The organism is Bacillus sp. JHAA (assembly GCF_036961585.1).
In the GTDB taxonomy this organism is placed as follows: Bacteria; Bacillota; Bacilli; order Bacillales; family Bacillaceae; genus Bacillus; species Bacillus velezensis.
Window position 1 is genome coordinate 321,765 of the sequence record NZ_JBAMDE010000002.1, and the last position, 13,747, is coordinate 335,511.

Below are 13,747 nucleotides of genomic sequence, written 5' to 3' on the forward strand. Positions count from 1 at the left end.
TTTTCAATGCCTCCATTATCATATTTTTCCGGATTGCGGCATACACCTTTAGTGACATCTAATTGTATGGATTAGATGAAAGGAGGATATGAACTTGCCGCATAATCACCGATTGCAATTTTCTGTTGAAGAATCAATCTGTTTCCAAAAAGGACAGGAAGTTTCTGAATTACTTTCGATTTCATTAGACCCTGACATCAGGGTGCAGGAAGTAAATGATTATGTCTCAATTAAAGGATCACTAGAACTTACTGGCGAGTACAACATAGATCACAGCAGTCATTTTGAAGAGCTTGATAGGGAGCTGAGGCATGTAGAGGAAGTGAGGGCGAGGGAGGATGGCACGGCCGAGCTCATTCATTGTTTCCCAGTGGACATTACGATTCCGAAAAATAAAGTGAGCCACCTCAATGATGTTTTCGTATTTATCGATGCCTTTGATTATCAGCTGACGGATTCAAGGATCTTAACCATTCAGGCTGATTTGGCAATTGAAGGGCTGCTTGAGGAATCCGAGCCAAAAGAGCCGGAGATCCCTTTGTACGTGGCACCTGAATTTGCCAGAGAAGAAATGATCAATCTTGCCGGACATCATTCGGAGGACGAAAACGAACCAGAATTAATGATACGCCATGAGCCTGAAATACCTTTGAGTGTATCAAAAGAAGCAGCACAAGAAACCGAGAAGAACGAGGAAGAAACCCCGCCTTTACTCAGGCAGGAGGAAGAAGAGCAGGAAGCAGCCCCGATTCTGAGGGAGCGGGAAGAAGAAGAGCAGGAAGCAGCCCCGATTCTGAGGGAGCGGGAAGAAGAAGAGCAGGAAGCTGCTCCGATTCTGAGGGAGCGGGAAGAAGAAGAGCAGGAAACTGCCCCGATTCTGAGAGAGCAGGAAGAAGAAGAGCAGGAAGCAGCCCCGATTCTGAGAGAGCAGGAAGAAGAAGAGCAGGAAGCAGCCCCGATTCTGAGGGAGCGGGAAGAAGAGCAGGAAGCAGCCCCGATTTTGAGGGAGCGGGAAGAGGAAGAGCAGGAAGCAGCCCCGATTTTGAGGGAGCGGGAAGAAGAAGAGCAGGAGACTGCCCCGATTCTGAGGGAGCAGGAAGAAGAAGAGGAGCAGGGAGCTGCCCCGATTTTGAGGGAGCGGGAAGAAGAAGAGCAGGAAGCAGCCCCGATTTTGAGGGAGCGGGAAGAAGAAGAGCGGGAGACTGCCCCAATTCTGAGGGAGCAGGAAGAGGTGCCGAAACCTGTTTCCTTTACTGAGCCTCCTCCTCCCGTTTCTTTCCAACACGAAGAAGAGCCGGAAGAAGCTGAGGAGCCTGCAATCATGTCGGCTGTGAGGAATGAACCTGTATTTGAGGATGATTCAGCAGAAGTCCAGGAAGAGCCAAAAGATGATATCGAAAAGGTTTTCCCTGCGTTCACTCTGACTCCGCATGCAGAAAAACCAAAAATTGCGGAACAGCCCTTCCTTCAAAAAGAAGAGCAGCCAGAGGCCGAGCCGCTTCTCCGTCAGAGCGATCATGAGGCGGCAGAAGACGAAGATGAGCCTGCGGTTTTTCAAGAAGAGCAGGCGCCCGTTTATCGCGAGTTCGTTCCGGAACGGCAGGAAGAGGAGTTTTACAGCGCTCCTAAGCTGCTTGAAGAAGAGGCTCATGATGAAGAAGGGTTTGAAATTGAGGTAAGGAAGATGGCGCAGCCGGAGGAGGAAACCGGGAAGCCTCTCGATTTGTCTTTTCAGTTTTCCAAACTGCCGCCTGAGGAGCCGGCGCAAGCTGAACCGCCTGAGCCGCTTAAGTCTGAAAGAAAGAATGAAGAAGCGGCACCGGGAACCGAGCAGAAGGAAAATGACAACTCTCATTACTTGACAAAATTATTTACAAGGGAAGAAGAAAAGTTTTCAAGAATGAAAATTTGTATCGTACAGCAGCAAGATACTATCGACCGGGTGTGTGAACGATATGACATAACAACCCAGCAGCTCATCAGAACGAATGCTTTATCGTTTGATGACGAGCTTGAAGAAGGTCAGCTTCTGTATATACCTGAATATAATAACAGCCATGCGTAAGCACAAAGAGGCCGTAAAAATGTGGTGAATGGAATGGAAGCAGTCCAATCAGTGCTTCAGGAATACGGGCTGGCGGCTGAGTATATTGAGCCTGTCAGCCCGCATGTTTGGAAGGTCTACTCAAACTACGGCATTTTTGCTTTGAAACAGCTCAAGCCGGCCCGCAGCAGTGAATTTACGGATCTTATGATTGAGATTGAGGAGAAAGGGTACCGATCATTTGTGCCGATCTGCCGCACGTATGCCGGCGATTTTTTTGCGGGAAGACAGACGGAGAATTCTTATTATTTAATGCCTTGGCTTCAGTACGATCAGGAAGAGGAACGGGATCAAAAACATGTTTACCTTTTTAAAGAGGTCGCGAAGCTCCATTCTGCGACTGTGCGGGACATCCAAATCCGGACTGAAGATATCAGCGGCTTTTATGAAGCAACGAAAAGAGATTGGGAAAATGATAAGCTTGTCTATGAACAATTCGCCGACCGGGCGGAAAAAGAGTGGTATCTTTCACCTTTTGAACTGCAGGCTGTTACGTATCTTACAGAAACGGTTTCCGCCGTCAATTTCGCTCTGGAACGTCTGGAAGAGTGGTTTGACGCGGCAAAGGATCATGACAAGACGAGAGCGGTGATCAACCACGGCAGCTTATCGAGCCGCCACTTTCTGTATAATGATGCGGGATCGGGCTTTTTCACGAATTTCGAGAAAGCTGCGCTGGGCCCTCCGCAAAACGACCTGCTCGGCTTTTACTCCAGAATGTTCAGAAGCTATCCGAAAGCATGCCCGGAGTGTCTGGACTGGTTTTATACGTATCACAAATCATTCCCGCTCCGTGAAGCGGAAATCAGCCTGTTTCTCAGCTATATGGCTTATCCGTCCGCCATGTACAAAGTGCTGAAACGGTATCAGACCGGCCAAAGGGGCTCTGAAAAAGAAGAGTGCACGCAATTATTAAGAGCGTTTTGGCAGATGAAAAATGTTGAGCCTTTTCTCATGAAGGTTCATCAGATTGAGCGGGAGAAAAAAATAAAAGCGGAAAACGAGTCCTCTTCATAACGGGACTCGTTTTTTTTATATCCATTCCAAATGCAGGGCGCACGCTAAAAACAGCAGGATGGCAAGCAGCAGGACATCAAAAGTCGTCGGAAAGAAAATCGTCCTGATCCCCTGAAAGATCGTAATCGGGATAATGACTTGCACGGATACAAGGCGGACCTGTCTGGCCCACTGGGGGAGCGAATAAGAATTGAATTTTTTTCTCACGGGCAATTCCTCCTCACATTCGCCTTTCTATGTATCGTATGTAAGGGAAAGGGCGGGGTGCATGCCCATTTATGTATGACGGCAGCGGTTTTTGGAAAAGATGATTGACGAATCAAAAACACTTTTACTATAATAAAGAACATAATAAATAAGATCATGAGCTGATATAAATACACCTGCTTTGAACGGGAAGAGTACAAGAAAGACGCATGAAGAGAGAGAAGCTACTGTGCTGAAAGGCTTCTTATGCTGTCTCATTGGAAGGTCGCCCGGGAGCATAATTTCTTGAACATACAGTAGAGAAATTCGGGCCGCACCCGTTATCCGTTTAAGTGCATGAACAAATCTGTTCATGAAAAAAGGTGGTACCGCGAAAGAGCTTTTCGTCCTTTATCAGGATGAAGGCTCTTTTTTAGTTGCTCAGCCATTTCTAAACATGCTGGAGGGTTATCATGGATACAAATGAACAAACAATGCCGACAAAATATGATCCGTCTGCGATTGAAAAAGGCCGCTATGATTTTTGGCTGAAAGGAAAATATTTTGAAGCGGGCGGCGATCAAACGAAACAGCCATATTCTGTCGTTATTCCGCCGCCGAACGTGACGGGCAGGCTGCACCTCGGACATGCGTGGGATACGACGCTGCAAGATATCGTTACGCGTATGAAACGCATGCAGGGCTATGACGTGCTCTGGCTTCCGGGCATGGACCACGCCGGCATCGCCACTCAGGCAAAAGTCGAAGCGAAGCTCCGCGAACAGGGCACAAGCCGTTATGACCTCGGCCGTGAAAAGTTTTTAGAAGAAACGTGGAAGTGGAAGGAAGAGTATGCTGATTTCATCCGCAGCCAATGGGCTAAGATGGGACTCGGACTCGATTATTCACGCGAACGTTTTACTCTTGATGAAGGGCTGAACAAAGCCGTGCGGGAAGTATTCGTCAAGCTGTACGAGAAAGGCTTGATTTACAGAGGCGAATATATCATCAACTGGGACCCTGCCACAAAAACGGCTTTATCCGATATTGAAGTAATTTACAAAGACGTACAGGGCGCGTTTTATCATTTGCGCTATCCGTTAGCAGACGGTTCAGGCTCAATTGAAATCGCGACCACCCGTCCGGAAACGATGCTTGGCGACACGGCTGTCGCGGTTCATCCTGAAGATGAGCGCTACAAGCACTTAATCGGCAAAACGGTGATTCTGCCGATTACAAACCGTGAAATTCCGATTGTCGGCGATGATTATGTTGATATGGAATTCGGATCAGGCGCCGTTAAAATCACGCCTGCCCATGACCCGAATGATTTTGAACTCGGAAACCGCCACAATTTAGAGCGGATTCTCGTCATGAATGAAGACGGAACAATGAATGAAAAAGCGCTGCAATATAACGGCATGGACCGGTTTGAATGCCGCAAAAAACTCGTCAAAGATCTTCAGGAATCCGGTGTTCTCTTTAAAATCGAAGACCATATGCATTCTGTCGGACATAGTGAGAGAAGCGGCGCCGTTGTTGAGCCGTACCTGTCCACACAATGGTTTGTCAAAATGCAGCCGCTGGCCGATGCTGCGGTTGACCTTCAGTCAAAAGAAGAGAAAGTTCACTTCGTTCCAGACCGTTTCGAGAAAACGTACCTGCACTGGATGGAAAATATCCGTGATTGGTGTATTTCCCGTCAGCTGTGGTGGGGCCACCGCATCCCGGCTTGGTATCATAAAGAAACAAAAGAAGTGTACGTCGGCCTTGAGGCGCCTGAGGACAGTGAAAATTGGGAACAGGATTCAGACGTGCTTGATACATGGTTCAGCTCCGCGCTTTGGCCGTTTTCTACAATGGGCTGGCCTGATGAAAACGCTGAAGACTTTAAGCGGTATTACTCAACCGATGTTCTTGTAACGGGATATGACATCATTTTCTTCTGGGTATCCCGGATGATTTTCCAAGGTCTTGAGTTTACCGGCGAGCGTCCGTTCAAAGACGTGCTGATTCACGGCTTAATCCGTGACGAGCAGGGCAGAAAAATGAGTAAATCCCTTGGGAACGGCGTGGACCCGATGGATGTCATCGACAAGTACGGAGCGGATTCCCTGCGCTATTTCCTGGCAACCGGAAGTTCACCGGGACAGGATCTCCGTTTCAGCTATGAAAAAGTGGAATCCACATGGAATTTCGCAAATAAAATTTGGAACGCCTCCCGTTTTGCATTAATGAACATGGACGGCATGACGTATGACGAGCTTGATCTGTCCGGTGAAAAATCAGTTGCTGATAAGTGGATCCTCACAAGATTGAATGAAACGATAGAAGACGTAACCCAGCTTGCGGATCGTTATGAATTCGGTGAAGTCGGACGCCACCTGTACAACTTTATCTGGGACGATGTGTGCGACTGGTATATCGAAATGGCGAAGCTTCCGCTGTACGGGGAAGATGAAGCGGCGAAGAAAACAACCCGTTCTGTTCTGGCATACGTGCTTGACCAGACGATGCGTCTTCTTCACCCGTTTATGCCATTCTTAACGGAAGAAATCTGGCAGCACCTTCCTCATGAAGGCGAGTCGATCACGATCAGCTCTTGGCCGGTTCCGGTGCCGGAACATACGGATAAAGAGGCAGCGGCGGATATGAAACTGCTCGTTGAATTAATCCGTTCTGTCCGCAATATCCGGAGCGAAGTCAACACGCCGATGAGCAAGCAGGTTGAGCTTTACATTAAAACATCTACGGAAGACATTGCCGGCCGCCTTGAGAAGAACCGTTCTTACGTTGAACGCTTTACGAATCCGAGCACGCTGAAAATCGGGACGGATATCACTGCGGCAGACAAAGCGATGACAGCGGTCGTCACCGGAGCGGAAGTCATTCTGCCGCTTGAAGGGCTGATTAACATTGATGAGGAGATCGCCCGTCTGCAAAAAGAATTCGACAAGCTGACAAAAGAAGTCGAACGCGTTCAGAAAAAACTCGGCAACGAAGGGTTCATTAAAAAAGCTCCTGAGCATGTCATTGAAGAAGAACGCGGAAAAGAGAAAGACTACACGGCAAAACGCGAAGCTGTCCGGCAGCGGATTGCAGAGCTGAAAGGCTGATAAAACAGCGGGGCGGTTTCCTAAGAAACCGCCTTGTCGTATAAAAGAGGGGATTTCATTGTTTAATACGTACAAAGAAGCGATCAGCTGGATTCATGGCAGACTCAAGTTCGGCGTTAAGCCGGGCCTTCTCCGTATGGAAAAGCTGATGGAAAAACTGGAACACCCGGAAAAGAACATTCGCGCCATTCATGTGGCGGGCACAAACGGCAAAGGATCAACCGTCGCTTTTATCCGTTCCGTGCTTCAAGAAGCCGGTTATAAAGTCGGCACGTTCACATCGCCTTACATCATTACGTTTAATGAGCGTATCAGCGTCAACGGCACGCCGATTTCTGATGAGGAATGGAGAACGCTCGTTAATGACATAAAACCGATAGTCGATGAGCTTGATAAGACCGATGCCGGAACGGTGACAGAATTTGAAATCATTACAGCGTGTGCATTTTTATATTTTGCGAAGCGGGCTGATATCGATTTTGTCATTTTTGAAGCGGGGCTCGGCGGCACATTTGATTCAACCAATATTGTGAATCCGCTCCTGTCGGTCATTACAAGTATCGGACATGACCATATGGCGATTTTAGGCAATACCATCGAGGAGATCGCCGGGCAGAAAGCCGGTATCATTAAAAATTCCATTCCGGTTATTACGGGCGTCAATCAGCCGGAAGCACTCGGCGTTATTGAAGCGGAAGCCGATAAAAAGCAGGCTCCGTATCAGTCACTATATAAAACGTGCAGACTGTTTAATGAAGCGGCGCTTCCTTCCGGTGAAAGCTTTTCGCTGGAAACGGAAACGAAATGCTATGAAAACATTCAAACGTCGCTGATCGGCATTCACCAAAGGCAGAATGCGGCATTGGCGATATTGGCCGCTGAATGGCTGAATCGTCTGGAAGCCGCAGCCATTTCTGAAGAAGCGATGCGAAACGGTCTGAAAAAAGCATCGTGGCCGGGCCGGTTTGAACGTCTTCAAAGCCGCCCTTTAGTGTTTGCGGACGGCGCGCATAACGAAGAGGGCGTTGAAACGCTGATAGAAACGATCCGCCAGCGCTTTGCCGATAAAAACGTCCATGTCGTATTCAGCGCATTAAAAGACAAACCGTATCAGGAAATGATTAAAAAGCTTGAAACCGAAGCGGATTCCATTCACTTTGTATCATTTGACTTTCCGCGTGCTTCAAGCGCCGAAGCCCTTTATAACGCAAGCAGTCTAGCGGATAAGAGTTTCGATGAGAACCCGGACAGTGTGAAAGAGTGGATTGAACAAAAAGATGGTGCGGATGATGTCATCATCATTACCGGCTCCTTATATTTTATTTCAGAAATGAGAAAGCGGCTTATCTGACAGCCCCTCGGATGCCCGACGGACCATTTTCCGGTTTTGCCGGGTGTTTTTATGCTGAAAATATATTTTCAGCCATTTCAGTCATGGTGTTTTTCTTTGCTATAATCTGAGCCAGATTGATAGTAAAGGTGTGGTCTGAGTGCTTTTGATTCTGTTTTTTCTCGGCTTGATTTTCGGTTCTTTTTTTTATACAGCAGCGTGCCGTATCCCGCTGCGAATCTCGGTTATTTCGCCGCGTTCAGCCTGTTCGTTTTGCCGCTTGCCGCTCTCCTGGGGGGAGCTTGTGCCCGTCGTTTCCTATATTCTGCAAAGAGGCAGATGCAGAAACTGCCGTGCAAAGCTGTCGGTTATGTATCCGGCGGCGGAATGCTGGACGGCGTGTTTATTCACGGCTGCAGGCATTCATTTCGGTTTCTCAAAAGAACTGTTAGTCGCGCTGTTATTTCTGTCTCTGCTCATGATTGTTACTATGACGGATCTGCAATATATGCTGATTCCTGACAAGGTTCTGCTGTTTTTTCTTCCGCTTTTCATCGCCGGCCGTATGTTTTCTCCGCTGGATTCATGGTATGCAGGGTTTGCGGGAGCCGTTTGCGGATTTTTTCTGCTTGTTTTTATCATGTTTGTCAGTAAAGGAGGCATCGGCGCAGGTGATGTGAAACTGTTTGGGGTGATCGGCCTGACGCTCGGCGTGAAGCTCGTGCTCATTGCATTCTTTCTTTCCGTTATGATCGGAGCCGTATACGGTATGTGCGCCGCAGCCCGGGGCAGGCTTGGTAAAAAGCAGCCATTTCCGTTTGCGCCGGCCATCTCAGCCGGGAGCGCTTTGAGTTATTTATACGGTGAAGAGCTGTTTTCGTTTTACATCAAGCTAGCTTCAGGAGGGGCTTGAAAAATTTGGCGAACGTTTTTTGGACAAGACGACAAAAGTCTTGTTCTTTTTTTTTTCGCCTATGCTAAAGTGTGAACCATGATCAGTTCAAGGTACGGCCAAGACGAATGCAAGGGGGAAGAGACGTTGAAAAAAAGGAAGAGCAAAAAGCACAGCAAAGCAAAAAACAATGCCCTTAAAGTAACCATTAACGGACAAGAAGAAACGATGTATGGACAAGAAGATGTGAAAGAAGGCGGGGAGAAAACCGTCACATTTTCAAATTGGGAGGAAACAAAAAAGGCGGAGCAGGAGACCGCTGCATCCCATGAAGATCCGAAAGAAGAAGATTTCAATTGGGATCATGAGAAGAATTCTGAGGTATTTGAAGATGACCCGAAAGTCGTTCCGCCATACCAGAAGAAAAAAAACGGCCCTCACTTTCCGAAAAAAAAGCAGCCGTCTTCTCCAGTTAAAAAAGCGGTCACGACAATTGCCGTTGCGGCTGTTTTAGGCACCGGGCTCGGCCTTGTCGCCTTAAATATGTCGGGAAGTAAAGAAGCCTCCGCTCCGGCATCAGCTGACAAAGGTTCACAAGGGCAGACGGCGAAAGCGGGGGATGTTTCTAAAGACAAATCTGAAACAGCCGGCACAGGAGATGCGGAATCTTCAGAGGGAAACTATAAAACATATGCGGTGCAGGCCGGAAAATTTTCATCAGAAAAAGGAGCGCAAACGCTTGTTGACCAGCTGACTGAAAAAGGATACTCGGCCGTCTCTCTGGCTAAAGAAGATGGATACACATACGTGATCGCCGGGCTTGCAGCGGAAAAAAGCCTATCACAGCAATTGGGTCAGACACTGATAGACCATGATTTTGAGGCTTGGGGCGGAAAAGAGCTCAGCTTTGCGGTCGATTCAGGACTGGAAGACTCTTTTAAACAAGCATCTGAGCTCTCCGCCAAAGCGATTACCGGCAAAGATCTTTCAAAAACGGAAGTGGCTGAAGCGGCAAAAGCGGCAGACGGTGCAGACGCCGCTGACAAAAAGCAGAAAGAGGCCGTGCTTCAAGCGCTGAAAGAACTGGAAACGTCGGGTTCAGAATCCGGCTGGAAAGCCCAAAAAGAGCTTTTAAGTGTTGTAAAATAGTATCTCATTTCCCGTCATCCGGCGGGATTTTTTATTTTGTCATCAAAAAGTTATTTTTCTGAAATTGTGGTTGCCCGTTTGATTTGGTAGGATAGACAAGTATCTTTTTTTCTTAAGCAAACCCTGAAAGGATGACAATCATGACAAAACGCTTAATACTCGCATCACAATCTCCGCGAAGAAAAGAACTCCTTACTCTTCTTCAGATTCCTTACAGCATTATTGCAAGCCGCACAGAAGAAAAATTAAATCGAAACCTTTCGCCGGAAGAAAACGTCCAATGTTTGGCCGAGCAAAAAGCTGGTGCTGTATTGGCCGAAAATCCCGATGCAGTCGTTATCGGGGCTGACACGATGGTGTGCATAGACGGCGAGTGCCTCGGCAAACCGCATGACAGAGAAGAAGCGGCACACATGCTGCGGAGGCTTTCCGGCCGAAGCCATCAAGTCATTACGGCGGTCAGCATTCAGACGCATGACCGGAAAGAAACGTTCTGTGACACGACGGAAGTGACGTTTTGGCCGCTCAGTGAAGACGACATACAGCTCTACATTGAAACAAAAGAACCGATGGATAAAGCAGGTGCATACGGCATCCAAGGAAAAGGCGCGCTTTTAGTGAAAAAAATAGACGGTGATTTTTATTCTGTCGTCGGGCTTCCTGTCGCTAAAACAATGAGAGCCTTGAAAGAATTTAATATAAAAGCTTGATGTTCAAACCGGGAAGGGGAACAAGGAGGGGTTGATCATCCGTGATCTGCCGTTAAAATTAAGAGATTTCCCCGAAAAAGAAAAACCGAGAGAGCGGCTTCTGCACTTCGGAGCCGAACATCTCTCTAACAATGAATTGCTCGCCATCCTGCTGCGGACGGGAACGAAACATGAGTCCGTCATGAACCTCGCTCACCGGCTGCTGCGGACGTTTGACGGGCTGCGACTGTTAAAAGGCGCCTCTGCCCAGGAGCTTTCCAGCATTCCGGGAATCGGCACGGTGAAAGCCGTTCAGATTCTTGCCGCAATTGAGCTGGGGAGCCGCATTCATAAGACATCCGCCGGGGAGCATTGCGTCATCCGCTCTCCGGAAGACGGGGCGAAGTATGTGATGGAGGATATGCGCTTTTTATCCCAGGAGCATTTTGTCTGTTTATATTTAAATACCAAAAATCAAGTCATTCATAAACGCACCGTTTTTATCGGAAGTCTGAATTCATCTATTGTCCACCCGCGGGAGGTGTTTAAAGAAGCTTTCAAACGATCCGCCGCGTCCTTCATTTGTGTTCACAATCATCCTTCAGGAGATCCTACACCGAGCAGGGAAGATATAGAGGTAACCAGGCGGCTTTTTGAGTGCGGAAATTTAATCGGCATCGAGCTGCTGGATCATTTGGTCATTGGTGACAAAAAATTTGTGAGTTTAAAGGAAAAAGGATATTTGTAACACTTTTTTTTTCGTTGATTTAAGATATAATAGATTTTATGAGTTTTTCCCTTTAGGGTATTTTTGCTTTAAGAAAGGAAGATACATACATATGTTCGGAATTGGTACAAGAGACCTTGGTATAGATTTGGGAACCGCGAATACGCTTGTGTTTGTTAAAGGAAAAGGAATCGTAGTGAGAGAGCCGTCTGTCGTTGCTCTGCAAACGGATACGAAGTCCATCGTTGCGGTCGGTAACGATGCGAAAAACATGATCGGAAGAACTCCGGGCAACGTGGTAGCGCTCCGTCCGATGAAAGACGGCGTTATCGCTGACTATGAAACAACTGCGACAATGATGAAATACTACATTAATCAGGCTGTGAAAAATAAAGGATTGTTTGCGAGAAAGCCTTACGTTATGGTGTGTGTGCCGTCAGGTATTACGGCCGTTGAAGAACGGGCGGTCATCGACGCGACAAGACAAGCGGGCGCACGTGACGCTTATCCGATTGAAGAACCGTTTGCAGCAGCAATCGGCGCGAATCTTCCGGTATGGGAGCCGACGGGCAGTATGGTCGTTGATATCGGCGGCGGAACAACTGAAGTGGCGATCATTTCTTTAGGCGGCATTGTCACGTCTCAGTCAATCCGTGTAGCCGGTGACGAAATGGACGATTCAATCATCAGCTATATCAGAAAAACATATAATCTGATGATCGGTGACCGTACGGCGGAAGCTATTAAAATGGAGATCGGTTCAGCAGAAACCGGTGAAGAAAATGCGTCAATGGAAATCCGCGGCCGCGATCTTCTGACAGGTCTGCCGAAAACGATCGAAATCACGGGAACGGAAATTGCAAATGCACTGCGTGATACAGTTCTCTCAATCGTTGACGCGGTGAAGAGCACGCTTGAAAAAACACCGCCTGAGCTGGCCGCTGATATTATGGACAGAGGTATTGTATTAACAGGGGGAGGCGCCCTGCTCCGCAATCTCGACAAAGTCATCAGCGACGAAACGAAAATGCCTGTTCTTATCGCTGAAGATCCGCTGGATTGTGTTGCGATCGGCACTGGAAAAGCACTGGAGCACATCCATCTTTTCAAAGGAAAAACAAGATAATCAGGAGTTAAATAGAAGAGGTGTATCACGATGCCGAACAAACGGTTAATGCTATTACTTCTGTGTATTATCATATTGGTGGCTATGATTGGATTCTCGCTGAAGAACGGCCGTAATACCACCTGGCCTGAAAAGCTGATCGGTGATACGACGGGAGTATTTCAAAACATTTTTCACACGCCTGCCGAATATTTTGCAGGGTTCTTCGGGGACATAAAAGACCTGAAAAACACGTACAAGGAAAACGAACGCTTAAGACAAAAGCTGGACGGACAGACACAATATGAAGCGAAGCTCCAAGAACTCAAAGATGAAAACAAGAAGCTGCGTGATGAACTCGGGCATGTCAAATCAATTTCCGACTATGATCCGATTTTAGCGACCGTTATCGCCAGAAACCCTGATCAATGGTACAAGCAGATCATGATCAATAAGGGAACGAAGCAGAAAGTGGCCAAAGACATGGCTGTCACGAACGAAAAGGGTGCGCTGGTAGGAAAGATCAAAAGCAGCGGACTCAACAGTTTCACATCCGCCGTTCAGCTGCTGAGCGATGTTGACCGCAATAACAGAGTGGCCACCAAAATCTCCGGCAAAAAGGGCAGCAAAGGCTACGGTTTAATTGAAGGGTATGATAAAAAGAAACAGACTCTGAAAATGACCATCCTTGAGCCGGATGAAAAACGTGAAGTGAAAAAAGGCGACCTCGTGGAGACATCCGGAACGGGCGGCGTATTTCCTCAAGGACTGACGGTCGGGGAAGTGACCGATGTAGAATCAGATGCTTACGGCCTGACGAAAATCGCTTACGTGAAACCGGCTGCCGACCTGTACGATCTTGACCATGTCATCGTCGTGAACCGAAGCGTAGCAACAGGGGAGGAAGGATCGTGAAACGTTTCCTTCTCCCTTTGATTATGATTTTGGTCTTTTGTGCGGAAAGCATCTATACCGATCTGGTGCGTTTTCCTTTCGTTTCCGTCGAGCAGCAGGTCGTTCCGCATTTTCTTTTGCTTGCGCTGATTTTTATGTCCGCTTATATCAACCAAAAGCATGCGGTGATCTACGGTTTGATTTTCGGATTTCTTTATGACATCAATTATACGGGTGTTTTAGGCGTTTATATGTTTGGTTTTGCCGGTTTATGCTATCTGGCGGCCAAAGCGTTTAAAGTGCTGCAGACAAACGCCCTGATGGTCATTCTGGTTGCGGTGCTGAGCGTATGTGTGCTTGAATTTTACGTCTACGGCATTCAGACGTTAATCCGCAGCGGCACAATGACATTTAACGATTTTGTCATTCAGAGGTTCTTGCCGACCGCTTTGCTGAATATTGCGGGAGCCGTTATATTAGTCCTGCCCTTCAGGCTGTTTTATATAAGTCTGAAGAAAGAATTAAGAGATGAGTAAAA

At 47.5% G+C, this 13,747-nt stretch carries 12 protein-coding genes and 1 other annotated feature; of the genes, 11 read left to right on the forward strand and 1 reads right to left on the reverse strand.

The genetic code is table 11. The annotated features are described in order from the left end of the window. Window positions 1-94 precede the first annotated feature (94 nt). A complete protein-coding gene (locus V7728_RS05620) occupies window positions 95-2,065 on the forward strand; it encodes a LysM peptidoglycan-binding domain-containing protein (RefSeq protein ID WP_099566995.1) in 1,971 nt (656 codons plus the stop codon). Between the two features lie 33 nt (window positions 2,066-2,098). Beyond that, window positions 2,099-3,121: a spore coat protein YsxE gene (ysxE, locus tag V7728_RS05625; protein ID WP_012118110.1), complete on the forward strand. Its 1,023-nt coding sequence runs from the start codon at window positions 2,099-2,101 to the stop codon at window positions 3,119-3,121. Window positions 3,122-3,136: 15 nt separating this feature from the next. Here ysxE and V7728_RS05630 read toward each other — a convergent pair whose 3' ends face one another. Beyond that, window positions 3,137-3,328 carry a hypothetical protein gene (locus V7728_RS05630; RefSeq protein ID WP_003152639.1) on the reverse strand — a complete coding sequence of 64 codons (192 nt, stop codon included), beginning with the start codon at window positions 3,326-3,328 and terminating at the stop codon, window positions 3,137-3,139. A gap of 172 nt (window positions 3,329-3,500) precedes the next feature. Beyond that, window positions 3,501-3,722, forward strand: a binding site (T-box leader). A gap of 58 nt (window positions 3,723-3,780) precedes the next feature. Between V7728_RS05630 and V7728_RS05635 the strand changes: the two genes are divergently transcribed. The 9 genes from V7728_RS05635 to mreD all read left to right on the forward strand — a co-directional run bounded on the left by V7728_RS05635 (window position 3,781) and on the right by mreD (window position 13,745). After that, window positions 3,781-6,423: a valine--tRNA ligase gene (locus V7728_RS05635; protein ID WP_014418550.1), complete on the forward strand. Its 2,643-nt coding sequence runs from the start codon at window positions 3,781-3,783 to the stop codon at window positions 6,421-6,423. A gap of 58 nt (window positions 6,424-6,481) precedes the next feature. Continuing rightward, the gene (locus V7728_RS05640; protein ID WP_076425046.1) at window positions 6,482-7,774 is read left to right on the forward strand and encodes a bifunctional folylpolyglutamate synthase/dihydrofolate synthase; all 1,293 of its coding nucleotides are present in this window, start codon (window positions 6,482-6,484) and stop codon (window positions 7,772-7,774) included. Window positions 7,775-7,913: 139 nt separating this feature from the next. Then, complete coding sequence (locus tag V7728_RS05645; protein WP_012118107.1) at window positions 7,914-8,666, forward strand: prepilin peptidase; 753 nt, start codon at window positions 7,914-7,916, stop codon at window positions 8,664-8,666. A 126-nt stretch (window positions 8,667-8,792) separates the two neighbouring features. Next, on the forward strand, window positions 8,793-9,794 hold the full coding sequence (locus V7728_RS05650) for an SPOR domain-containing protein (protein ID WP_012118106.1): 1,002 nt from the start codon (window positions 8,793-8,795) through the stop codon (window positions 9,792-9,794). Window positions 9,795-9,934: 140 nt separating this feature from the next. Continuing rightward, window positions 9,935-10,504 (forward strand): Maf family protein, encoded by a 570-nt coding sequence (locus tag V7728_RS05655; protein WP_007408164.1) that lies wholly within the window; start codon window positions 9,935-9,937, stop codon window positions 10,502-10,504. A 31-nt stretch (window positions 10,505-10,535) separates the two neighbouring features. Then, window positions 10,536-11,231 carry a RadC family protein gene (radC, locus tag V7728_RS05660; protein WP_007408165.1) on the forward strand — a complete coding sequence of 232 codons (696 nt, stop codon included), beginning with the start codon at window positions 10,536-10,538 and terminating at the stop codon, window positions 11,229-11,231. Between the two features lie 91 nt (window positions 11,232-11,322). Then, window positions 11,323-12,336 carry a cell shape-determining protein MreB gene (gene mreB / locus V7728_RS05665; protein WP_003152647.1) on the forward strand — a complete coding sequence of 338 codons (1,014 nt, stop codon included), beginning with the start codon at window positions 11,323-11,325 and terminating at the stop codon, window positions 12,334-12,336. A gap of 30 nt (window positions 12,337-12,366) precedes the next feature. Beyond that, the gene (gene mreC / locus V7728_RS05670) at window positions 12,367-13,230 is read left to right on the forward strand and encodes a rod shape-determining protein MreC (RefSeq protein ID WP_007408166.1); all 864 of its coding nucleotides are present in this window, start codon (window positions 12,367-12,369) and stop codon (window positions 13,228-13,230) included. Next, entirely contained in the window at window positions 13,227-13,745 is a 519-nt protein-coding gene (gene mreD, locus V7728_RS05675; protein WP_007408167.1) for a rod shape-determining protein MreD, read from the forward strand. Before mreC ends, mreD begins: the two co-directional genes overlap by 4 nt. Window positions 13,746-13,747 lie beyond the last annotated feature (2 nt).